Source organism: Achromobacter sp. LC458, assembly GCF_001005835.2.
Classification (GTDB): Bacteria; Pseudomonadota; Gammaproteobacteria; order Burkholderiales; family Burkholderiaceae_B; genus Achromobacter; species Achromobacter spanius_B.
The window spans coordinates 1-22,958 of sequence record NZ_LBHW02000018.1 but is presented as its reverse complement, the minus strand read 5'-3'; the positions used below and the strand labels follow the sequence as shown (position 1 = coordinate 22,958).

Sequence of the window (22,958 nt, the reverse complement as noted above, 5' to 3'; positions counted from 1 at the left end):
GAAGATATGGAAAAAATAATCGCATGTATCGATGGAACCGCCAGGTCAACAGCCGTTTGTGATTACGCCGTATGGTCGTCGCTGCGCCTGCAAACGCCCCTGCAATTCCTGCACGTGCTTGATCGTCATCCAGAGCGAGCCGCCGTCAGCGACTATAGCGGTGCCATTGGGTTCGACGCGCAGGAACATCTGCTTCAAGAGTTGACGTCCCTGGACGAGCAGCGCAGCAAACTCGCCCAGCAACATGGACGACAGATTCTGCAAGCCGCGCGAGAGCGCGCCATGGCCGCGGGCGCCGAGAATATAGATACGCTACAGCGCCACGGATCTCTCGTGGAAACCCTTGTCGAGTTTCAGGCAAGTACGCGTTTGGTCGTTCTGGGCCAGCATGTTGCCCCCGCTCACGAAAGCCCATCAATTTGGCATATCGACCATCACGCCGAGCGCGTCGTGCGTACGATTCAGCGTCCTGTCCTGGCAGTGGGCGGGAAATTCGTTGCGCCTCGCCGTTTCCTGCTCGCATTTGACGGAAGCGCAGCAGGCCGCAAGATGGTGGAAACCGTTTCCTGCAGCCCCCTTTTGCAGGGCTTGGCTGGCCGCGTGGTCATCGCCGACGAAGACACACCCAATATCCGTGATCAGGCGCAGTGGGCCAGCAAAACCCTGGAAGAAGCCGGATTCGATATTGACACTGCGATCGTGGCCGGTGAGCCAGAGAAGGTGATTACAGCGCAAACTTCAGAGAGCAATTGTGACCTGCTCGTCATGGGCGCGTATGGACATTCTCGAATTCGCCACATGATCCTGGGTAGTACAACTGCGACGATGTTGAGAACAAGTTCGGTGCCGGTTTTGATCATTCGGTAATAGATCGCCAACGTTGAACGGGAGCCGGCCAGAGGCCGGCTCCATCTGAGTTCGACACGTAGGCTGGCGACAATTATCCGGAGGGAGCACCCATGATCATAGGGACAGTGAAATTCGTTGCGCGGTCCGGGCTGTTTGGGATGATTTCACGAGACGACAGGCTGCCGAAGGTGTACGTCTCACTACAGGAATTGCAGCGCGCTGGGGGAAAAGCACTCAAGAAGGGGCAGCGCTTTGGCTTCGAATTATCTACACCTGAAACCGAAGCCCGACCTCAGGCAGTCAACTTGTTCTTCTTGGAAGAAGGCGGCAAATGAGCGGCATGTGCCATCTACGCGGCTACGACGCCGAGGTTGTCCACGTTGCCCCCCGCCGCGTCGGTACACCTCCATATTCGGCTGTTGGCGATCGCATCCCAACAGAGGAAGGTCGTCGGTCCATTCAAACTGGCGTCACGAACGCTTTCAGGAGCATAGATGACATCGAAACCCCCTTTACTGCGCGCCCTGCACACGGGCAAACAGTCAGCTACTGAAGACGGGCCATCGCACGAGTGGGTCATGCCTGGATCCCTACGATTGGACCGTCAATACACGGGGAGGCAGCCTCGGACTGACTTGCTTCGCATGCATGCCGCGAACGCGACCCATGCCGGCGACATGACGCGGCATATCAACAACGAACTCCCCCCATTGTTTCGATACACTTTTCAGCCCGGTGATGGCCAACCACCAAGGCTGGTTGATATATGGCACCGCGATGCCGTGCCTGCCCAGACCAAGCAATGCCGATCTCCTTATTACGTGGCTCTGATACGTCCACCAGACCTTGTACGTTCGCTTCATGAAGCCGGTTTTGTTTTTTCCCATGAGCCTACCGAACTCATAGCAAGGAAAGGGTTTACCTCCTTCGCCCTTGTCGTGGGCAATACGACGCCGTGGGGAAAAGTTACAGAGACTGACTGCGTTTATGCCGAAACCCTCTTGTCATACCGTGAAAAACTGATCGATTGCAGCCGGGAAGGGGACTTAGCGTGAACATCAAGGCCCAGCCTTCCTTGATATTGAGTGACGGCAGAGAGCTGCGCGCATGAAGGCGGCCCCATCCAGGTCCCTGCGCGTCATTCATTCGGAAGCCGCTACCGGCTTTGGCGGACAGGAGCATCGCATACTCAAGGAGATGCGAGGCATGCGCGAACGCGGTCATCAAATGGAAGCAATTTGCCAACCCGGCAGTGGACTGTTCTGTCGCTTGACCGATGAAGGGTTTACGGTGCACCCCCTTTCCATGGATGGATCGGTCAATTACGTCAAAGGCGTCTATCGCGTCTGGCGGCTTCTTTCATCGGGGCAATACGACGTTATCAACACGCATAGTCGGCGCGACACCGTCATCGCGGCAGCAGCGGCGCGATTGGCGGGCACACCCTTGATTGTGCGTACCAGACATCTGGCAAAGCGGCCGGGCTCGCTCTGGAGCTACACGGGGCTCCCCCACAAGGTAATTGCAATCAGCGATTACGTGACGCAGCAACTCCTTGCCCGTGGCGTGCGGCCGAACGACCTTGATACCGTGTTTACCGCGGTTGCCCCGTTGACGCCTGCCATTCAATCCACACTGCGTGCCGAGCTGCGCATTGAGGGTGATGCCCTGGTCATCGGTTGCGTCGGTCACTTGCGTCCGCAAAAAGGGCATCGCTTGCTGCTGACCGCCATTGCCCCATTGTTGACAAGCGGGCCGGACAACCACCTTGTCGTTGCGGGAGACGGGTCAGCGCTTGAGAGCCTGAAAGAGCAAGCACGGGCCCTCGGATGCGAGGGTCGGGTTCATTTCCTAGGACGCCGTAACGATATCGAAAACGTCCTGTCCGGGTGCGATATTTTTGCACTTGCCACTGAGTTCGAGGCGCTAGGTACGTCGTTTATCGAGGCCGCTGTGTGCGGGCTTCCTGTCGTCGCCACCTCAGTCGGGGGAGTCTCAGAAGTCGTCAAAAACGGGGAGACCGGCCTGCTTGTTCCATACGGCGATGTTGATCAGCTGCGAGACGCCCTCGACACACTGGCGGCGGACGGCCCACTTCGAACGCGCATGGGCAAGGCTGGAGCAGCCTACATTCGCAGCGAACGCAAGTTCACGATTGCCGGAATGGCCGAGAGCGTAGAAACCGCATACATGCGTTGGCTAGCGGAATAGTTGGTCAGCAACGCGGTAGGGAAATATCTGACATCCGCCGCTCGTCCCACCTGGCGTTCTGCGGAATCGTGTTGGCGGCGCGCATCGCCCAAATGGCCGCCTTACTGCCCGAGCGAACTCTCCCCTCCGCAGCACCCTACCCGCAGTAAGTTGAACTCGTGCCACACCCATGCCTCCGATTTCACGGGGCATGGCTTTGCTTCTGCGAAATGACGTGCAGTAGTACCTCCGAGGTATGTATTGAAGTTATTTATCCTATGGCCGCTTGATGGGGGCCGGTGGGTATGTGGGTGAAATCCGGGAAGCCGGTAGGCATACCCTGTGGGCAAGCGCGTGGTCAGGCTGAGCCTGTCCACCGTTTGTCCATCAGCGGTTGTCAACGGGCCGAGCGAAGCGAGCCGGGTGGTCGCGCAGCGATCATCCACATATCCACGGGTTCGGATAAACGTGGTTTAAATTGGGTGTTTAGCGGCTAAGCCAAACTGGTTGGGGACCTTCGCGCGAAAGTGGGCTCGTGATCTGTGGCGCATAGCTCGCGATCTGTTCGTGACTGGCAAAGCTCGTTGTGCCCTTCGAAATGTCCACGGTGCGGATCTTGCCGGCCCAGTCATGGACGTCGCCGAACAGCCGTTGATGGATCTGTTGAAGGTGCGCCGGGTTGAACTCGCCTCGAACGGGCGATACCGCACGTTCATAAGACCGCACGGCAGCAAAGGTCGCTTCGACCCTGTCCAATTCGGATTGGTCGCTGATGCCAAATCGGTTGCGTAGAACGCATCAGGGTCTACGTAGGGGGCTTTTGCGTTAATTGGATACTTTGCCATGGCCGTAGCGAAATGGCCGCCCGTGAGGCGGTCACTGCTATTCGGTGGCGGAGGGGGAACGAAATTCGCCAGCTGCGATGCGATCCTTCAGAGTTCGAAGGACGTCCGCCACGATCAACTCTCCAGCCGATGCTCGAATGAGATCCGCCACGGTACGTGCATCCGGCTCCAGGCCCTCAAGCCGCTGGCTGGCAACCACATTGACAACGGCGTGGCGTCGTTTTTTCAGGTCGTGGGCACTTAGCAAGCGTGGACCTCCAGGGGAACTTCATTTTAACGCGGTAGCCCCCCCCAGACAGGGGGATTCGCCGTGTTCAGACTCGGAATTGCTCACGGCTGGCGCCGGCTCGCTCGGACGCAGCGAGCCACCGGGGCGCACGCCCACGGCCAGTCCAGGTCTCGCCAGTTTCGGGATGACGATACTTTTCCGGCACGACGCGACGAGGCTTGGGCCGTTCAAGCGCCTTCTTTTGTTTGGCACGGGTGGGCTTCATTGCGCCATACGCGGCCAGAACATCTGAAGGAGAAATCTGAAACTCGTGCATCTGCGCGACGATCTTTCGTACGGTCGACGCCCGGGCATTGGTGCGGAGCGCTGTGGCTCGCCGCTCAAGGGCTTGAATTTGTGCGGTGAGCTTAGCCAGAGCTTTCGTGGATTGCATAGCGACTTCCTTGAACACGTTGGACGGCTAATGAGAGCAGATGAGGGGCGACCTCGTGCCGCGAGCGGATCACGACGTTCACGGGTGTTCAGAATGATTCAAGGTCCCTGAATTGGCGTGCGATGACCAGGTCCTCTGGACTGGCCTGGCTCAGCTCCACAAACACGTGCTCCGCCGTCATACTCTGAAGGCATTCTACAAATCGTCCTTCGTCGCATCCTTGCACCCGCAACGTCATGCACACGGCTTCGATTTCTTTGGCGTGGGAGACCATCCGCTTCGTTGCGATGGCAATCTCATTCTCGGAATGATCCGCGGGCGTCTGCATTACGACGACTGTCTGCATCGCTTCCTGGAGCCGCCGCCGCGTTGATTGGATCTTGAATGAGTAGTACATCTTCTCTGCATCATTGCTGCAATCTTGCTCGGTCCGAAGCTCCATTAGCTGCGAGCGACCGCCTTCTTTGTGAGTGCTCATACTGATCGTAGCTGCCTTTCGATGGTGTTTAGCTGCTAAACGAGGCCGGGCCTTGGGCTCAATCGCTTACCAGATTGGGTCGCCAAAGGCCGACAAGCGTCTTGAACTGGCCGTGAATCTCGGATCCCAAGGTGTCGGGATAGGCGCGCGTTTGCCTGATCAGACCGATCACCAGCAGCATGTCGTCGCCAATCTCGGCATCGATGCTCCAAAAGTCCGCAAGGTCGAAACCGCCGCAGCTTGTCGCGTTCCACCAAGAGAGCAAGAAACTCGCCACTCGACTGCTTTGGCCAGTGTCGCTCATTGCGATGTTGATGAGGCGTGCAAGAGCGTCAGTCCCCTGCTTTCGCAGCGCGGGGTTCGCGGCGTCCTTTCGATCCTGCGCCAGCCGATCGCGATGGCGTTGAAACTCGGCTTTCACCTCGTCGGTGACTTCACGCTGAAAGTGGGGGCCGCTCGAATCTGCAAGGGAAGCAAGCGCCACGACTTGCTCTTCCTTCTGACCCTCCCGAAGATCTTCGACAAGTTCCTCGGCCTCCGTAGGGCCCTTGGGCTCGGCCGGTTTGTCCTTTGGCTTGGCGCCTTGCCGAATGGCTTTTACGGCGGCGCGCGTGGGCTTTTTCTCCGGCGTCTTCAACAGATCGGCGACGGCTTGCGGATCCTCCCGATGCGCGACCGCGAGTTCATTTGCCAACGTCACGTCCGTGACTTTGCCGGTGGCAACGGCTTCTGCAACAGGGTCCGGCAGATCCAACATCTTGGCGTGCTGGGTCACCCAGGCCTTGGACTTACCAAGGCTTTCAGCGATTGCGGTCTGGCTATGCCCATCTGCCAATTCGTCGCGGATATAGAGGGCAATCTCATGAGCAGTTAGGTTTTCCCGTTGGATGTTCTCCGCGGCTTGGGCACGGCGGCTGATTTTCTTTGGCGTCAAGAAGCCAGGCACTTGAAGCCAACCCTCGGCCTTGGCGGCGCGAAAGCGCCGGTGACCAAAATTGATTATGAAGCGACCAGGTTGATCAGGGTTGGGGTATAGGGATATCGGGCTTTCCATCCCATCGCTGCGAAGAGATGCTCGCAGTTCGCCGATACTCTCCTCGCTGAACCCCGGATTGTCTTCTGAGCGGACGTTGCAATCTTCGTCGATGAGGTCGATATCGAACATCATCGGTTCGCCGGTTGGAGCGGAAGGCATATCCAAGATGGAAGCCAGATCTCCCAGTCCTTTCAGATCCATCATGCCTTTACTCCCATCTTGGTACGGATGTACTGGCCCAGGGCGCGCATTTCGGCCCCGGCGGCGCGTGCCGAAGTCTTCTTGCTTTTCCAGACCGGTTCGCCGCTAGCCAGCGCCTCTGCGACACTGCTGCGCAGACCGATGGTGACGGGAGCAAGCAGCTTCTCGTGTGCAGCGCGGACTTCTTCGAGATGTCGCACCTGGCGCGGATTCCGCCGATCCACCATGCTAGGAAGAAGCCCAAGAAATTTCAGCTTAGGATTTCGCTGCCGCGCATTGAGTATCACGCGCATCATCTTCTTGATCCCTTCGATGCTGTAATCCTCCATCTCCACAGGGGATATGACCGCATCGGCAGCGTGAAGCGCTGCTGCCAAGGCGATACTTACGCCCGGCGCTGTATCAATCACGCAAAGGTCATAGCCCTGTTGAGCGAAGGTCGACAGGTTTGCTCGGAAATTTCTCAGCGCGGTTTCAAGCGGCATATAAATCAAATTCGCCAGCAGCTGATCTGCGGCGATCAAGGAGATGTCGGATTCGGGCATGAGCACAGTTGGCACGTCGTCGAGAAATAGTGCGCTTGCAGGTATTGCTAATCTGAATCGAGCCAGCGTCTTCGAAAGGTCACCGGTATCCAGGTCGATCACTAAGACCCTAGCACCAGCTTCCGCAGCTTCAAATGCGGTATTGGCGGCGGTCGTGGTCTTACCAACGCCGCCCTTTTGTTGTGCGACTGCGAGAATTTTCATTTCCATATGCATTCCTCTTTTGCATTGAGGTGCGAGCGTCTAGCGGCCTAAGCGGTTTGCGTTTAGCCGCTAAAAACTGAAATTAGGGAAACCGCTTCGACGCGGCTTCGCATGTGGGGCCTTGGTCCGAGGGCTCGGGGAGATCAGGCCAGACCTCCCAATAGTCGGTCGGTCGTAGGTCCTGCCGCGAAATACCGAGATGAGTCATGATGCGAACGCAGTGATGCGCGCCGAGGGGCGCCTTACTCTTAAGCATCTTGTTGACGGCCGGCTGCGTAACACCGAGCATCTGCGCCAATGCCTCTTGCGTGCCCGCCAGTGCGATGGCTTTTTTGAGGGCCTCATACGAAGGCCCATATTGGTCGGAAGCTTCATAGATCATCATCCTTTAATTTTATAACTTTAGTTATTTTTAGGTCAATGATTTTTATTCTTTGAGTTTTTGACGGAATACAACTACACGAATACGCTTCGGCGCATGGACCTCAAGGCGATCGGATTACGCGTCAGACAGCGTCGGAAAGAGCTAGAGCTGACTCAGGAGCAGCTCGCGGCCCGCGCCGGCATCTCCCAAGCAGCGATCGCGAAAATCGAGCGCGGCGGAGCCACGCGGCACACCACCGAGATCGCCCGTGCGCTCGGTGCCAGCACTAACTGGCTCGTATATGGCAGCGACGACTTGGCGCAGTCAGAACAAGGCTATTGGCCGTTCAAAGTAGCTCGGTTGAGCGAGTTCGAGAAATTGTCGCCAGCCAAGCAGAACGAATTGGACATCCGTCTCGCAGACTTCATCGCCGGGGCGAGCGAGCAAAGCGATAGCAAAAGAGTCGCTTAGGTGCTTGCCACAGGTGCGTCCCAAATTCCCCTTTGGTCTGCCGCCTAACCCCAATCCCAATCTCTCAAGCCGGCGGACCACCCTGTCCGTAGTACCGCCGTTGTCTTTTTTTCCTGCCAGCGTAACCAAGAGAGACTGACGCAACATAAAGATGCTGAAATATAACTAGAGTGTTGCCCATTCTTATGACTTTAGTTATATTATTAGGGCCGATACAGAAATGTTCGGTCTAGCTCTTTAACACTGCGAAACATGAACTTGTCCTGCGGCCCCTGCGGCCGCAGTAGGGGAGATAGCCGCGAGCGAAAGCTTGGCCCCGGGCATTAAAGAAGCGGCAAGAATCAATGCGCCAGACGAGGCCCGTGAAGCCCGTTTCGCAACAAGCGCTGACGTACAAATCTGGCCAGGTGCAGAGCCTGGCGGGCGCATTGATCTCGTGCAACGGTTGGATTGTCCATCCCTGCAGACGTTGACCGACCGAGCGCTATTGCGGGGTCGGGCATTCAAACGAGCGCCTAAGTAGGACAAGCCCCACGTGGCGAATAACGTGTTGGGCGAACACCGGGCAGGGTCTCAACTTGCCCGCGCCGTGCAAGTCGGCAGGAAGCCGCCAACGTTGTGGTATCTCGGCGGCGGCATCCGAATCGGCGTTCACCAGGTTTTTCCCGGTGTTTACCTGCTAAACAATACGGAAATCGAGCGCTCCGATTCGGATGGCACATGGCTCCATCTCACGGAGGTCTACACACACATGAACGCTCTTCAAAGAAAGCGCGACTTCAACAGCAAGTACCAATTTTGCAGTCAGGCTGATGGGATCGAGGGCGGAGGCCACTGATGGATCGAAAGATATATACCGTGGAGGTCACGCTAGCCGGAATGACCCGACCGTTCTCGCCGGAGTTTCAAACAGCTGATCAGTTCAAGGACGGCTGGAAACGCGTACTCTTGATGGCGCATGGCAAGGCAGACGTGAGGTGTACTTGCCCTGGATTGGGCGAACGGCGCTTGTCGATCCACAGCCGTTCCAACTCTGATCGATTCCACCTTGCCCGCTTTCCCGAGACAGGGTCAGAGCACAGCGAAGACTGCGTTTATTACGGTGTAGATCCGAACATGTCCGGTCTTGGTTCATACCGGCGCGGAGTGGTCCAAGAACTCGACGACGGCGCGGTCAAGATTAAGCTGAAGGTCGGGCTTCAACAGCGTGCGACGTCCGCCCCAGAAGAAGGCGACGTCTCGTCCGCCACCGCACCGTCGATGCCTGCGACGCGCCCGCGAACCGGTCAAACCAGCATGACGTTGCTCGGCCTCCTGCATTTTCTCTGGACACAAGCAGGCCTGCACGCATGGTCGCCAGTCATGGAAGGAAAGCGCAATCTTGGTGTGGTGCATTACCACTTGCTGCGCTCGGCCATGACTACCTATGCGGGGCGTGTTCGACTGGCTCAAAACCTCCTGATCTCCACGCCGACCGCAAGCGGGCAGCAAGCGGGACACAACAAGGCCAAGGCCCTGGAGGCGGTTACTCAACGACGGCGTTTGGTTGTAGTTGCCCCCCTCGCACAGCACCAAGAGGGAATGGACGGCAGCGCCACGCTGCCTATCGCGGGGTTTCATGGAATCCCGTACCTGAACCTCGATGAAAACGTCTGGGAACCTTTGGAGCGCCGCTTTGCGCGAGAAATCGACTCTTGGCGGGCTGGGAATGCCGTCATCGCTGTCGTACAGACTGATCCACCCAAGTCCTCTGGTGGCAGCATGCGAGCGCAAGTTGTCGATATCGCCCTGATGCAGACAACGCGCGACTGGATCCCAGTCGATTCAGGCTACGAGGCTCTGGTCGCTGACAAGCTCGTGGCGGAAAAGCGCCGGTTCGAAAAGCCGCTCCGGTTTGACGCTGGCGAGGACGTAGGCTTCCCGGATTTTTGGTTGCGCGACAGGCACACGCCAGCGCCGCTGGAGGTGTGGGGCATGAGCACGCCGGAATACCTGGCGCGCAAGGCAGAAAAGGGCGCGCACTACGACGAGACGTACGGCAAAGAAGGCTGGTGGTCTTGGAACGCGTCCATCGGTGATCCGGTACCGGACTTCCCGGCACCACTGAGATCGCACGGTTAAGCAATGACCCCGAACGGTCCCTAGCCTTCTGGCTTTACTGGGCCACCCCGATATTTCCCCGCCCCGATAAAGGAGTTCGCATGTCCTCCATGCCTCCGGCAGAGAACGTGGATGAAAAGGCGCTCACCCTGCAAGAAGCAGCAATGCGCCTCAACATTTCTTACAGCACCATATTCAGCTATCGCAAAGAGCTTGGTTTTCAGCTTAGGGCGAGGGGCGCATGGCGCATTTGGCCATCGCGCCTTGCTGCATTTTCGGAAAAGAACAACAATGTCACCCAGCTATCGCTGCGGGTTGTGGGAGATGCACAATGCCCATCCGCAAAGATGAAACCTCAGGTATTTGGCAAGTTGATATCCGCGTCCCAGGCGTCCCGCGAGTTAGATGCTCTTCTGGAACGACGGACAGGCAAGCCGCGCAGGAATACCACGACAAGCTGAAAGCCGACCTCTGGCGTCAAGCCAAGCTCGGCGAGCAACCCGACCGGTTTTTTGAAGAGGCCGCGGTGCGTTGTCTTCGACTATGGGACGGACTACGCGACTATGACAGCAAGGTCCGGCACGTCGCATATTGGCGTACTCAGTTCTCTGGACGTGCCATTCGCTCTTTAAAATTCGACGAGATCGCGGACAAACTGCCGACGCATACTACCCATAAGCATCGCAAACCCACGCCGGTAAGTGCAGCGACCAAAAACCGCTACCTAGCCACGCTTCGCAGGATGCTCAAGCTATGTGAAGACTGGGACTGGATCGACAAGTGCCCGAAATTTTCGGAGTTCGTTGAACCCGATAATCGTGTGCGATGGGAACCCCCATCCGTCATCGGTCGGCTGATAAGCGCGATGACGCTTGAGTGGATGCGCGATGTCAGCCTCGTTGCCGTGGCGACTGGCATGCGGGAAGACGAATTGCTTTCGCTCAGGCCGAGCAACGTGGATATGCCCCAGCGAAACGCATGGGTCATTGCGGAAGAGGCGAAATCGGGCTATGCCAGGTCGGTGCCCCTCAACGCGGACGCGATGGCAGTGCTGCAGCGCCGGATTCCCAAAGCCAAGAGGTTTGTCTTCGAACGACCATCAAGAGATGGTGTGGTGCGGAAGATCAGCCAGGTCGATGCTCGCTGCTTGCGTCGTGCGTGCGCCGAGGTCGGGATTGACGACTTTCATTTCCACGACCTTCGCCATACCTGGGCCAGCTGGCATGTACAAGCCGGAACACCACTCATGGTCCTAAAGGATCTGGGGGGTTGGGAGACGCTGGACATGGTTCAACGCTATGCCCATTTGGCCCCGTCACACTTGGCCCACCATTCGAACACGGTCGAATTTTGGTCAAAGTCGGAACAGAAAGAAAAAACGCCGCTAGTGATAGCGGCGTAAGTTCTTGATACTGCGGGAGTTTGGTGGTGGGCTGAGCGAGACTCGAACTCGCGACCAACGGATTAAAAGTCCGCTGCTCTACCGACTGAGCTATCAGCCCGACCGAAGCCAGAAATTATGGCGGATTTCTTCGGACTTGTCAAAATAATGACGCCCCGTTCCGCTCAAGCCGTCCGTGCGTCCATAAAAAACGGCCGCTTGCGGCGGCCGTTTTCGAGCGGTGCGGCGTCCTGGATTACCAGGCGGCCACCACGGCGCCCTTGTACTTGGTCTCAATGAACTGCTTCACCGCCGGGCTGTGATAGATGCTGATCAGCTTGGCGAATTCGGCGCGGTCCTTGTCCTTCTCGCGCACGACCAGCACGTTGGCGTAGGGCGAATCCGGCGATTCCTGGGCGATGGCGTCCTTGGTCGGGTTCAGGCCGGCTTCCAGCGCGAAGTTGGTGTTGATGGCCGACGCGTCGGTGTCGTCCAGCGAACGCGGCAACTGGGCGGCGTCCAGTTCGATGAAGCGCAGCTTCTTCTTGTTTTCCACGACGTCGATCGGGGTCGCCTTCAGGCCCGCTTCCGGACGCAGCTTGATCAAGCCATTGGCTTGCAGCAGCAACAGGGCACGACCACCGTTGGTCGGGTCGTTCGGCAGCGCAATGCGCGCGCCGTCTTTCAGTTCGGCCAGCGACTTGATCTTCTTGCTGTAGATGCCGATCGGGAAAATCACCGTCTTGGCGATGCTGACCAGCTTGTAGCCGCGGTCGGCGTTGGCGTTGTCCAGATAGGGCTGATGCTGGTAGCTGTTCACATCCAGGTCGCCCGCGGCCAGTGCCACGTTGGGCTGCACGTAGTCGGTGAATTCGATGATCTGGATGTTCAGCCCTTGCTTGGCGGCTTCGGCCTTGACCACATCAAAGATCTGCGCGTGCGGGCCGGCGGTGACGCCAACCTTCAACGGCTTGTCCTGTGCCAGCGCGGGCTGGGCGAATACGGCGGCGCCAAGCGCGAATGCAGCCAGCGACTTCAAAACCTTGATGCTCATGTTGCGATATCCCGAGTAACGGAAGTAGAAAGAAGATTGAAGCAAGAGTGAAGCGATGTCGCGTTCAGCGATGCGACATGCGGCGCACGAAACGGTCGCCCAGGCTTTGAATCGCCTGCACCAACACGATCAGCGCGATCACGACCGCGGCCATGACGTCGGATTGAAAACGCTGGTAGCCGTAGCGAATGGCCAGGTCGCCCAGGCCACCGCCACCAATGGCGCCGGCCATTGCCGAATAGCCGATCAGGCTGACCACGGTGACGATGGTGGCGGCGATCAGGCCAGGCAAGGCTTCGGGCAACAGTACCTTCAGGATGATCTGCATCGGCGATGCGCCCATGGCGCGCGCCGCCGTGATCAGGCCCGGGTCCACTTCGCGCATGGCGTTTTCAGCGATGCGGGCCATGAACGGAATCGCGGCCACCGACAGCGGCACGATCGCGGCCGTGGTGCCGATGGACGTCTGCGCCACCAGCCGCGTGAACGGAATGATGGCGACCATCAGGATCACAAAGGGCACCGAACGCGTGGCGTTGATGATGGCGCCCAACACGTGGTTCACCGGCTGGTTCTCCAGCATGTTGCCGCGCGCGGTGACGGTCAGCGTCACGCCCAGCGGAATGCCGATGACCACCGCTATCGCGCTGGCCACGCCCACCATCAACAAGGTGTCAAGCAGCGACGTAATAAGCAGGTCGATCAGTTGCGGACTCATGAGCTATTTCTTCAACGGTAATGTCACGGGCGGTCAACGCGGCAATCGCGTCCTTGACCGCGGCGGGCGTGCCTTGGGCCAGCACGAACATCGTGCCCACGGCCACACCCTGGATGTCTTCAACGCGGGCCTGCACCAGGCCCACGTCCAGCGAAAACTGCTTGGATAGATCGGTCAGGAACGAGCCCGACGAATCCGTGCCGGTCAGAGACAGGCGCAACAAGCGCACGGCCTGGCCGGGCTGTGCGGCGGCCAGCGCGGCGATGCGTTCTTTCACGGCGGCCAAGGTGGCGTCGGTCAGGTCGGACGCGGTAGCGGCCGACACCATGCCGCGCGTGACGTCATGGCGCGGCTGCGCGAACACTTCGCGCGTGCTGCCGATTTCCACCACTTCACCTTGCGACAGCACGGCCACCCGGTCGCACACTTCGCGCACCACTTCCATCTGGTGCGTGATCATCACCACCGTCACGCCCGTCTTGCGGTTGATGTCGCGCAGCAGCGCCAGGATGTTGTGCGTGGTTTCCGGGTCCAGCGCGGACGTGGCTTCATCGCTGAGCAGCACGTCGGGGTTATTGGCCAAGGCGCGCGCGATACCGACGCGCTGCTTCTGACCGCCGCTGATCTGGCTGGGATAACGGTCACGCAGATGCTCCAGGCCCACCAGCGCCAACAAGCGCTCGACGCGGGCCGGGATCTCGGCCTTGGCCACGCCGGCGATTTCCAGCGGCAGCGCAACGTTGCCGTACACCGTGCGGCGCGACAGCAGGTTAAAGCCCTGGAACACCATGCCGATACGACGGCGCTGACCACGCAGCTGCGCCTCGTTCAGTCCGGTAAGTTGCTGTCCGCCGATGGCAATCGTGCCTTCGTTCGGGCGCTCAAGCAGGTTGATGCACTGGACCAGCGTGCTTTTACCGGCCCCGCTGGGGCCGATTATGCCGAAGACCTCGCCCTGCTCAATGTGCAGGTTGATGCCTCGCAGCGCCTGGAATTGTCCATGCGGCGTGGCATAGGTCTTGGATAGGTTCTCGATGTGAATCATGGCAAGCGATTTTGTATCTTTTCTCTTCTGAAGAGAACGACCGTTTTTTTCATTTTTAATAACTATAAGTAATATGGCGCGGCGTACCGCGCCCGCGATTCATTGGCCCGCGTCACCGCAGGAAGGATCGCGATACGGACACGGCAAAACGCGTAAAGGGCAGTCAGGAAGGAAAGCCTTCCTGACTGCCCCTTTTATGACGATGACCGGGGAGCCGGCCGCGCCGATGTCAGCGTGCGCGCGAAATGCGGACTTCGGCCCCCCGGCGCTTGACCTCAAGGCCTTCGGACGGCGAAATACGCAGCCCTTCCAGTCCCTTGATGTAGCTGGAGCCCTGCATCTGCATCACGCGGATCTTGTTGCGCATGACAACCGGGTTGTGCACCGGCATGCCGAACATCCAGACTTCGTCCAGGATACGGGCCGAATTGAATTCGCCCGTATGCTGCGCGGCGGGTCCCAGACAGAGCATGTGCCCTTCACGGCCAAAAACCGGGAACTGGCCCAGTTCGCAGTCGATCGTCCAGGTGGTGCCGCCTTCGTAGCGATGGCCGGTGTTCAGATCCCACCAGGCTTCGCCCTTGGGCAGATACACGCGCACCTGCTTGCCCGGTTCGGTAACCGGCGCCACCAGCAGGGCCGGGCCCAGCAGGTATTGCAGATCCCATTCGTGGGCGTGCGGGTCGTTCGGGAACGACAGCGCCATGGAACGCTGCACCGGCAAACCGGTGCGGGCGGAATCCTCGATGGCACCCAGCACATAGGGAACCAGGCGATAACGCCATTGCATCCAGGTGCGGGCTTGCGCCAGGGTGTCTTCGTCGAAGTCCCAAGGCATCAGGCCTTCCACGCCCTGGAACGAGAAGTTGGCCGAGAACACACCCACGGTCAACCAGCGCAAATACAGTTCGGATGTCATGCCGGCGCGATCGCGCGAGGCCGAACCAATGCCATGGACCTGTACGGGCAGGCCGCTGGCGCCGATCGACAAGGCGGTGCGCAAGGTATGGCGCAGGCCATCCCAGGAGTTTTCCGCCTGCGGCCCCACCTGCCACGGCAGGCGCTGCGCGGCGGGGAACAGGTCAGAGCTGGGCACGACGCCTTCGGGCGGCACTTTCAGGCCGGCCACGGCATCGAACAACGCGCGGCGCACCAGCAGCGGGTACATCGTGCGCAACGCGGGGCCCGTTTCGCCATTGCGTGCCGTCACGCCATCGGGGATGGCGATCTGGGCGTCGCAAGCGGGCGCGTCCAGGCCGTCGTCGATCAGCTGGCGATGACGCTCGACCCACAGGTTGTAGATGTCGCGATAGGTCAGGTCCAGCAAGCCGAAGGGCTGCCCCGAGGTGGCGGCGATGCCGTCGAACACCTGCGCGGCGCCGTCTTCCTTGGCCAGCAGCCAGCCGCGATCTTCCAGTTCCTCGAACAACGGGCTGCTCTTGAGCACGCCGGGGAAACCGGAGGCCGCGACATGCACGTTGTGCTTATGGAAAAGCGCCAGCATCTGCTTGGCGTCAGGGAAGCGCTGGGCGTCCCATTCGAAAACCGCCTTGTCGGACTGGAAGCCCCACGCCACCGGCTGCGCCAATGTGACGGCGTCCACCGGAATCTGGTTTTCGCGCATGCGCGCCACCAGGGCGACCGTCTGCGTAGGCATTTCGCCGGCAGCCTGGGTCAGCCACGCGCCCATCGCCCACAGCACGGGCTGGCCGGCACGGCCGGTCAGCGCGGTGTATTGGTTCAGGATTTCGGCGGGCTCGCCGGCGAACAGGAACACGTCCAGCACGGCATCGTCAACGGTCAGCACGTAGGCGGAATCCGCCGGCGCGACGCCCACGGCATGTTCTACGCGACGCATCGTGTTGACGTAGACGCCCCAGCCGCGCGGGCTCCATGCCAATGGCAAGGCGCGATGCTCGGGGTCGTCAGAGACAACAGATTCTTCGCGGCGGTTCAAGTCGCCCGGGGTTTCGCCCAGGCCAAAGACACGCTCGTCGGCCAGCAAGGTGAACCCCGCCGTCCAGACTGCGTCGTCTTCCTTGTCCAGCGCGTTATGCCCGAACGCGGGCGTATGCGCCGAGACTTCCGACTCGAATACCCGTTCGTCGTTGCGATACATCGCAACGCGCACGGGGTTGGACTGGATCTCCAGGGCGACGTCGCCCTGGGTGATGCGCCAGCCATCGCCGCCATCGCGCGGGGCAATGGTGGCTTCGCCCACGGCCTCTTGGCGCGCGAGCAGCATCTCGGCCACGGCGCGCGCACGCGCGCCGGGCTTGTCATCGTTCAGGTGGTTCGCCTCGCCGCAGCGCAGGCGAAAAACACCAGGCGCATGCGCCTCGACTACCAGGTGCAACCCATCGCCCGCGTCGAAATCAAAACGACTGGGGCGGGACGTCAGCAGCTCGATGTTGTCGAGCTGGGTAGTATGGGCAAAGTCGAACTTGGGCGGCACAGAGCATCCCCCGGCTTAAGCCAAAAACCATCAAAAGACGCTATTTTGACGGATTTGAGCTTTGAAATAAACTCGGTCCCTCTTCTGGATGGGTTTCTCATCCTTAAAAAGGGGTCGTAAAGCCCTCGGCCAACGCCTCTCGGCCTAGAGCCGCGCGCCGCCGAAACGCCAACATCAGGCCCATTACGGTCTATTTGGCGCCAAATCCTGGCAATTACCGCAATTCTACGCCACCTGGCTCCGGCCCCTGCCAGAGACCGAACTTTTTTTCACCTTGGTGAAATAAGTTGGGCCAGATCGGTTTCCAGCACATCCGGCTCGCCGCTCAGGCGTGCCGCGATCACATCGCCCATCAGCGCCGACCACGACAAGCCCCGCGACGCATAGCCTACGGCTATCCAAAGCCCAGGCGCGTGCCGCAATTCCCCCACGGCGGGCAGCCGCCCAGGCAACACGGCGCGCCAGCCCGCCCACCCCGGCAGCGACCCGGGCATCAAGGCCTCAAAACCCGGAAAGTGGCCGCCCAGCAGCCCCGCCGCCTTGGCCAAGGTGGTGCGCTGGCCCGGCTCGGTGACCAAGGCTTGGGCCGCGCCGTGTTCGTAAGTGCTGCCGACCACGCAACCTGCACCCACATCCGGCAGCAGATAGCCTTCGCCTCCCACAATGCAGCGCGGACCGCCGTCAAGCGCCGCAGCGGGCACCAGCGTGACTTCGCCCGCCAGCGCGTGCATCTGCGCCACGCGCGGCAGAGGGTCCAGCAACCCGCTTTGCTTCAATACCGCTTGCGCACCAAAGGCGTTGGCCAGGATGACGGTTTGCGCCTGCGCCAATTCTTTGCCCTGGGCGTCCAAGACGCGCCAGCCCTGCCCCGACGCCTCGACACGGGCCGCGTTGCCCGGCACAACGCCGACGCCGGGCGTTTGCAGCAACGCGTCGATAAGACGGTTGGGCTGAACCAGCATGCCTTGTCCGAAGTACACGCCGCCCCGGGCCACCGGCAGGCCGGCCAAGGCGCTGGCTTCGTCACGGTCGACCACCCGCACCCAATCGGGCGGGAACGCCAAGGTTTGCAATGTGCCGGCCAGCGCGGCGGATTTGCCGGCGTCGCGTTCAACCTGGACCGTACCGCAAACCCGGGGCGCGGCATCGCCGCCCAGCCCTTGCCAGCGGGCCTGCGCGCGTTGGCTTCCGGCGCGGGACAGGCGTGCGCGTGCATTGTCGTCGCGTGCCACCACGGGCGTCAGGGCGGCGGCCACATGGCCCGCATGCGCGGGCTTGCCCAGCGCCCGGGCCGCATCCAGCACCGTTACACGCCAACCGCGCCCGGCCAGCGACTGCGCGATGCCGGCCCCCGCCAGCCCTGCGCCGATCACCACGGCATGCTTGACGGCCACCGGCCCGGCGATGGCGGCGGCTACCTGGCCCGGCGCGCGGGCGATGCCCTCGGTCATATGCCATTTGCCGCCGTAGCCGGGCGTGCGCCGCACGTCAAAACCCGCGTCCTGCAGGGCCTGGCGCAGCTCGCCGCTGCATGCCCAGGTGGCTACCGTGGCGCCAGGCGCGGCCAGTTGCGCCAGATCGCGCAGCAATGGCGCGGACCACATGCCCGGATTGCGCTCTGGCGCGAAGCCGTCCAGGAAGAAGGCGTCCACGCGCGCAGACAGGCGCGGTGCAATTGCTTCGGCATCGCCAAAGCCCAGCGTCAACGTCACCGCGCCGTTCTCGAATTCCAGCCGATGCAGCCCCGGCAGCAGCGCGGGCCATTGGTCCACCAGGCGCTGCGCCAACTCGGCCAGTGGCGTAGCGGCGTAGCGAGCCAGCAAGGCGGCAAGGTCATCGCGGGTAAAGGGATGCCCCTCTATCGACACCACATGCAGCGCGGCAGGCCGCTGGGGATCTTGCCGCCAGGCGTGCCACAGCGCCAGAAAATTGAGTCCCAGGCCGAAACCGGTCTCGCAAACGGTAAATGCGTCGCGTCCACGCCAGCGCGCCGGCAGCCCGTTACCACGCAGGAACACGTGTTCGGCCTGCCCCACCGATCCGGGGTGCGGGTGATAGACGTCGCCGTACACGGCGCTGTACAGCTTGCCGTCGGCGTCGAATTCGATCACTGCGGGGGTCAGGGGAACGTAAGGCGCGGACATGGGGTTTTTCGAAAGAATGGACAGAGTTGTGACAAACGCGAATTATCGACGGGCCGCCGCGCAGACGTTGGATGGACGCCACGCGGCGCCCGGCTTTCGCGCGGCTGCCGCGGGTTTGACGCAATCATGGGCTTACACTGGTTTGCATGGACACCTATGATCAGCCCCGCTCACTGGCCCAGCCCATCGACCTGTGCGCCGCGATCGATGCGGCAGTTACCGCAGCGCATGGCGGCGCGGCCATCTTGCAATCCTACGCGCATCATCGCGCCGATCTCGTGATCGACCGCAAGGCGCGCAACGATCTCGTCTCGCAGGCGGACCGCGAAGCCGAGGCCGTCATTATTCAGGAACTGCGCGAGCGTACGCCCAAGTTCGGCATCGTGGCCGAAGAGACGGGCGGCAAGCCGCAAGGCAGCGCCACCTGGTACATCGACCCGCTTGATGGCACCACCAACTTCCTGCACGACATTCCCCACTACGCCGTTTCCATCGCGCTGATCGCGCACGCGGGCACGGCGGTATCAGCCACCGAAACGCTTGCCGAAGACACGCCCGTTATTGGCGTGGTGTACGACCCGAATCGCGAAGAACTGTTTACCGCCGTGTACGGCATCGGCGCCTGGTTGAACGGCCGCCGCATCAAGTGTTCGCGCACGCAGACCATCGAAGATTCCGTGCTGGCCACCGGCTTTCCGTTCCGCGACTTTTCCTTTGCCGACCAATACATGCCCATGCTGAACGACGCCATCAAGCGCGCGCGCGGCGTGCGGCGCATGGGCGCGGCCGCGCTGGACCTGGCATGGACGGCTTGCGGCCGCTACGACGGGTATTGGGAGATGGGGCTGGCGCCGTGGGACGTGGCCGCCGGCACGCTGATCCTGCGCGAAGCGGGCGGCACGTGTTCAGACATGCACAAGCTGGATCCCTGGCCTATCGGTGGACGCGTCGTGGCGGGCAACCCCGCCATCGAACGCGCCCTGCACGACATGATTGCGCCGCATCTGGACAACGGGCCGGCAGCCGCCTAGCGAGCGGTCGCGCCCGCATTTGCGCCTGTGTTCGCGCCTGGGTTGGCGCCAGATGGCGACGCGGCGGGTGCGGATGAAGACGCGTCGGGCCGCAATTCGCGGCGCAGGATCTTGCCCACGTTGCTCTTGGGCAATTCGTCGCGAAATTCCACGAAGCGCGGTCGCTTGTACCCCGTGAGCTTTTCGCGGCACCAGTCCTGCACCTGCGCCTCGGTCAACGACGGGTCGCTCTTGACCACGAACACCTTCACCGATTCTCCGGAGTGTTCGTCCGGCACGCCGATAGCCGCGCATTCAAGCACGCCCGGCATCTGCGCCACCACGGCCTCGACCTCGTTCGGATAGACCTTGAATCCGGACACCGCGATCATGTCCTTTTTGCGGTCCACGATGCGCGTATAACCCTTGTCGTCCATGATGCCGATGTCGCCTGTGCGAAAGAACCCGTCGGCCGTCATCGATTGCTGCGTTTCTTCGGGCTTTTGCCAATAGCCCAGCATGACCTGCGGCCCGCGTATGCCCACTTCGCCGCGTTCGCCCAGCGGCACTTCGTGACCGGCATCGTCAAGAATGGCCACGTCGGTGGAGGGCAACGGCAGGCCGATCGAACCGGAATACGCCGTGGCGTTGGTGGGGTTCACCGTCGCCACCGGCGACGTTTCCGACAAGCCATAGCCTTCAATCAAAGGGCGGCCTGTGATCTTCAGCCAGCGTTCGGCCACCGGTTGCTGCACGGCCATGCCGCCGCCCAGCGTCAAGCGCAGGGCCGAAAAATCCAGCTTGGCAAAGTCGGCGTTGTGGGCCAGCGCATTGAACAAAGTGTTGACGCCCGGGAACAGATTGATCGGCACCTTGCGCCAGGCCGCAATCAGCGAAGGCTGGTCGCGCGGGTTGATGATCAGCACGTTGCGCATGCCCGCATGCAAGCCATACAAGCCGCAAACTGTCATCGCAAACACGTGATACAGCGGCAGCGCGCTGATGATGGTGAGCTGGGAATTTGCCAGATCGTGCACGACGGGCTGCGCGACGGCTTCGGTTTGAAGCACGTTGGCCGTCAGGTTGCGGTGCGACAGCATCGCGCCCTTGGGTACGCCTGTGGTGCCGCCCGTGTACTGCAACACCGCCACGTCATCCATCGTCAGCGCGGGCGGCGTGAATGGCAGGTTGGCGCCGGCGGCCAAGACCTTGGGCAAGGACTGCGCGCCATCGATGTTCCAGGCGGGAACGATCTTCTTGATATGGCGGGCCACGAAGTTGACCAGCGGCGCCTTCAGCCCACCGAGCAGATCGCCCGGCCCCGTCACGACAATATGCTTGAGCCGACCGCGATTCTTCACGCCCTGCAAGGTGTGGGCAAAGTTTTCCAGGATCAGGATCACGGACGCGCCGCTGTCTTGCAACTGGCGTTCCAGTTCGTCGGCTGTGTACAGCGGGTTCACGTTCACCACGACCATGCCCGCGCGCAGCGTGCCCAGCATGCCGACCAGGTAGGCCGGCACATTGGGCATCATCAGCGCCACGCGGGCGCCCTTTTCCAGGCCCAGGCTTTGCAACCATCCGGCGAAGGCGCGCGCATGCCGATCCAGCTGCGCATAGGTGATATCGCTGCCCATCGCCGTGCAGGCGATGCGCGTGGCGTACTGTTTGCAAGCGCGGTCGAGCAGGTCGGCCAGCGAGGAATAACCCTCGGTGGAGATCTCTGCCGGCACCCCCTGCGGGTAATGGGCAAGCCACGGACGCGTCATGGTGTTTGTCTCCATTAAATAGATTTTTGAATGATGATAACCTTGTTGCGTTCCCTTTTTTCGCCCCACCTTTCCCCATGAAACTGCTCGAACCCATCGTCGCCTGGCACCAGGATATTTCGAAGATCCGCCGCGACATCCACGCGCATCCCGAACTGGCTTTCGAAGAATTCCGCACCGCCGACGTGGTGGCGGCCAAGCTTGAAGAATGGGGCATCGAGGTCGACCGTGGCTTGGGCGGCACGGGCGTGGTCGGCATCATCCGCGGCAACCAGCCCGGCGATCGCGCAGTGGGCCTGCGCGCCGACATGGACGCGCTGCCCATGCAAGAAGTGAACAGTTTTGCGCACGCCAGCAAGAACGACGGCAAGATGCACGCCTGCGGTCATGACGGCCACACCGCGATGCTGCTGGCCGCCGCGCAATACCTGGCGCAACACCGCGATTACGCCGGCACCGTCTATGTGATTTTCCAGCCGGCCGAAGAAGGCGGCGGCGGCGCCAAGCGCATGATCGACGACGGCCTGTTCAAGCGTTTCCCCATGGAAGCCGTGTTCGGCATGCACAACTGGCCCGGCATGAAGCCCGGCCAATTCGGCTTGACGCCCGGCCCCATCATGGCGTCCAGCAACGAATTTTCGATCGTCGTCAAAGGCAAGGGCACCCACGCCGGCATGCCCAACCTGGGCATCGACCCGGTCATGGCGGCCGTACAGTTGGCGCAGTCGTTGCAGACCATCATCACGCGCAACCGCAATCCGCTGGACGCCGCGGTGCTCAGCATTACGCAGATCCATGCCGGCAGCGCCGACAACGTCGTGCCCAACCACGCTGAACTGCGCGGCACCGTGCGCACGTTCACGCTGGACGTGCTGGACCTGATCGAACGCCGTATGGAAGAGATCACGCGGCACACCTGCGCCGCCATGGATTGCGAGGTGGAATTCACGTTCCAGCGCAACTACCCGCCCACCATCAACCACGCCGAAGAGGCCGCGTTCTGCGCCGAGGTGCTGCGCGACATCGTGGGCGAGGCCAACGTCAACGACCACGTGCAGCCCACGATGGGCGCGGAAGACTTTGCGTTCATGCTGCAGGAACTGCCGGGCTGCTACGTCTGGATCGGCAATGGCACGGGAGAACACCGCGACAGCGGCCACGGCCTGGGCCCCTGCATGCTGCATAACGGCAGCTACGACTTCAACGACGAACTGCTGCCGCTGGGCGGCACGTATTGGGTCCAGCTGGCCTTGAAGCGCCTGGTCAAAGCCTGACCGCTACCCGCCGTCCGCCGCCCCGACCGCCAGGCACATCGCCAGAAAGCGTTCAGCGGCGCGGGCGGCCGCATCCGCATGCGGCACCAGGATGCTCAGGGTGCGCGTCAACGGCCGGGGCAACAAGCGCAGCGCCGCCAGGGCGCCGTCTTCATGCCTCATC

Annotated in this window: 22 protein-coding genes, 1 tRNA gene and 1 pseudogene; 9 read left to right on the top strand and 15 right to left on the bottom strand. The window is 61.1% G+C overall.

Translation table 11 applies throughout. From position 1 onward, the window contains the following. Positions 1 to 6: 6 nt before the first annotated feature. The 3 genes from YH64_RS16300 (at position 7) to YH64_RS16290 (ending at position 3,060) form a co-directional block, all read left to right on the top strand. A complete protein-coding gene (locus YH64_RS16300; RefSeq protein ID WP_046804282.1) occupies positions 7 to 867 on the top strand; it encodes a universal stress protein in 861 nt (286 codons plus the stop codon). 92 nt (positions 868 to 959) lie between these two features. Then, positions 960 to 1,184 (top strand): cold-shock protein, encoded by a 225-nt coding sequence (locus tag YH64_RS16295; RefSeq protein WP_046804283.1) that lies wholly within the window; start codon positions 960 to 962, stop codon positions 1,182 to 1,184. A 772-nt stretch (positions 1,185 to 1,956) separates the two neighbouring features. Then, positions 1,957 to 3,060 carry a glycosyltransferase family 4 protein gene (locus YH64_RS16290; RefSeq protein WP_046804284.1) on the top strand — a complete coding sequence of 368 codons (1,104 nt, stop codon included), beginning with the start codon at positions 1,957 to 1,959 and terminating at the stop codon, positions 3,058 to 3,060. Positions 3,061 to 3,525: 465 nt separating this feature from the next. Here YH64_RS16290 and YH64_RS16285 read toward each other — a convergent pair whose 3' ends face one another. From YH64_RS16285 to YH64_RS30790, 7 genes are all read right to left on the bottom strand, one after another. Next, complete coding sequence (locus YH64_RS16285; protein ID WP_255444536.1) at positions 3,526 to 3,765, bottom strand: Fic family protein; 240 nt, start codon at positions 3,763 to 3,765, stop codon at positions 3,526 to 3,528. A 156-nt stretch (positions 3,766 to 3,921) separates the two neighbouring features. Continuing rightward, positions 3,922 to 4,131: an antitoxin VbhA family protein gene (locus YH64_RS16280; RefSeq protein ID WP_082134438.1), complete on the bottom strand. Its 210-nt coding sequence runs from the start codon at positions 4,129 to 4,131 to the stop codon at positions 3,922 to 3,924. Between the two features lie 67 nt (positions 4,132 to 4,198). Next, entirely contained in the window at positions 4,199 to 4,546 is a 348-nt protein-coding gene (locus YH64_RS16275; RefSeq protein WP_082134439.1) for an H-NS family nucleoid-associated regulatory protein, read from the bottom strand. 88 nt (positions 4,547 to 4,634) lie between these two features. Then, complete coding sequence (locus YH64_RS16270) at positions 4,635 to 5,024, bottom strand: hypothetical protein (protein ID WP_143215404.1); 390 nt, start codon at positions 5,022 to 5,024, stop codon at positions 4,635 to 4,637. 58 nt (positions 5,025 to 5,082) lie between these two features. Continuing rightward, entirely contained in the window at positions 5,083 to 6,264 is a 1,182-nt protein-coding gene (locus tag YH64_RS16265) for a ParB/RepB/Spo0J family partition protein (protein ID WP_052945993.1), read from the bottom strand. Next, the gene (locus tag YH64_RS16260) at positions 6,261 to 7,016 is read right to left on the bottom strand and encodes a ParA family protein (protein ID WP_255444523.1); all 756 of its coding nucleotides are present in this window, start codon (positions 7,014 to 7,016) and stop codon (positions 6,261 to 6,263) included. The genes YH64_RS16265 and YH64_RS16260 overlap by 4 nt, the downstream gene beginning before the upstream one ends. Before the next feature lie 76 nt (positions 7,017 to 7,092). Next, positions 7,093 to 7,392, bottom strand: a complete 300-nt coding sequence (locus YH64_RS30790; RefSeq protein ID WP_370512754.1) for a transcriptional regulator — start codon at positions 7,390 to 7,392, stop codon at positions 7,093 to 7,095. Between the two features lie 60 nt (positions 7,393 to 7,452). On the opposite strand from YH64_RS30790, the gene YH64_RS16250 reads away from it, so the two are divergent. From YH64_RS16250 to YH64_RS16235, 4 genes are all read left to right on the top strand, one after another. After that, positions 7,453 to 7,845, top strand: a complete 393-nt coding sequence (locus YH64_RS16250; protein WP_143215403.1) for a helix-turn-helix domain-containing protein — start codon at positions 7,453 to 7,455, stop codon at positions 7,843 to 7,845. 535 nt (positions 7,846 to 8,380) lie between these two features. Further along, positions 8,381 to 8,683, top strand: coding sequence for a hypothetical protein (locus YH64_RS16245; RefSeq protein ID WP_143215402.1), 303 nt, complete (start codon positions 8,381 to 8,383; stop codon positions 8,681 to 8,683). Further along, a complete protein-coding gene (locus YH64_RS16240; RefSeq protein ID WP_255444522.1) occupies positions 8,683 to 9,966 on the top strand; it encodes a DUF1173 family protein in 1,284 nt (427 codons plus the stop codon). Before YH64_RS16245 ends, YH64_RS16240 begins: the two co-directional genes overlap by 1 nt. A gap of 310 nt (positions 9,967 to 10,276) precedes the next feature. Continuing rightward, on the top strand, positions 10,277 to 11,347 hold the full coding sequence (locus YH64_RS16235) for a site-specific integrase (RefSeq protein WP_046804289.1): 1,071 nt from the start codon (positions 10,277 to 10,279) through the stop codon (positions 11,345 to 11,347). 24 nt (positions 11,348 to 11,371) lie between these two features. Here the strand turns inward: YH64_RS16235 and YH64_RS16230 are convergent. The 6 genes from YH64_RS16230 to mnmC all read right to left on the bottom strand — a co-directional run bounded on the left by YH64_RS16230 (position 11,372) and on the right by mnmC (position 18,742). Further along, a tRNA-Lys gene (locus YH64_RS16230) sits at positions 11,372 to 11,447 on the bottom strand. A 135-nt stretch (positions 11,448 to 11,582) separates the two neighbouring features. After that, a complete protein-coding gene (locus YH64_RS16225; RefSeq protein ID WP_046804290.1) occupies positions 11,583 to 12,380 on the bottom strand; it encodes a MetQ/NlpA family ABC transporter substrate-binding protein in 798 nt (265 codons plus the stop codon). A 64-nt stretch (positions 12,381 to 12,444) separates the two neighbouring features. Then, the gene (locus YH64_RS16220; RefSeq protein ID WP_046804291.1) at positions 12,445 to 13,098 is read right to left on the bottom strand and encodes a methionine ABC transporter permease; all 654 of its coding nucleotides are present in this window, start codon (positions 13,096 to 13,098) and stop codon (positions 12,445 to 12,447) included. Next, positions 13,055 to 14,143, bottom strand: a complete 1,089-nt coding sequence (locus YH64_RS16215; protein ID WP_046804292.1) for a methionine ABC transporter ATP-binding protein — start codon at positions 14,141 to 14,143, stop codon at positions 13,055 to 13,057. Before YH64_RS16215 ends, YH64_RS16220 begins: the two co-directional genes overlap by 44 nt. A 229-nt stretch (positions 14,144 to 14,372) precedes the next feature. After that, positions 14,373 to 16,598 (bottom strand): TIM-barrel domain-containing protein, encoded by a 2,226-nt coding sequence (locus YH64_RS16210; RefSeq protein WP_046804293.1) that lies wholly within the window; start codon positions 16,596 to 16,598, stop codon positions 14,373 to 14,375. Between the two features lie 269 nt (positions 16,599 to 16,867). Further along, entirely contained in the window at positions 16,868 to 18,742 is a 1,875-nt protein-coding gene (gene mnmC, locus YH64_RS16205) for an FAD-dependent 5-carboxymethylaminomethyl-2-thiouridine(34) oxidoreductase MnmC (protein WP_046804294.1), read from the bottom strand. 146 nt (positions 18,743 to 18,888) lie between these two features. On the opposite strand from mnmC, the gene YH64_RS16200 reads away from it, so the two are divergent. After that, positions 18,889 to 19,773 carry an inositol monophosphatase family protein gene (locus YH64_RS16200; RefSeq protein ID WP_046804295.1) on the top strand — a complete coding sequence of 295 codons (885 nt, stop codon included), beginning with the start codon at positions 18,889 to 18,891 and terminating at the stop codon, positions 19,771 to 19,773. On the opposite strand, the gene YH64_RS16195 is transcribed toward YH64_RS16200, so the two are convergent. After that, on the bottom strand, positions 19,770 to 21,521 hold the full coding sequence (locus YH64_RS16195) for an AMP-binding protein (protein ID WP_046804296.1): 1,752 nt from the start codon (positions 21,519 to 21,521) through the stop codon (positions 19,770 to 19,772). The genes YH64_RS16200 and YH64_RS16195 overlap by 4 nt on opposite strands. Before the next feature lie 77 nt (positions 21,522 to 21,598). Between YH64_RS16195 and YH64_RS16190 the strand changes: the two genes are divergently transcribed. After that, a complete protein-coding gene (locus tag YH64_RS16190) occupies positions 21,599 to 22,795 on the top strand; it encodes a M20 aminoacylase family protein (protein WP_046804297.1) in 1,197 nt (398 codons plus the stop codon). Positions 22,796 to 22,798: 3 nt separating this feature from the next. On the opposite strand, the pseudogene YH64_RS30580 reads toward YH64_RS16190, so the two are convergent. Then, positions 22,799 to 22,958, bottom strand: a pseudogene (locus YH64_RS30580) (LysR family transcriptional regulator); the annotation flags it as partial.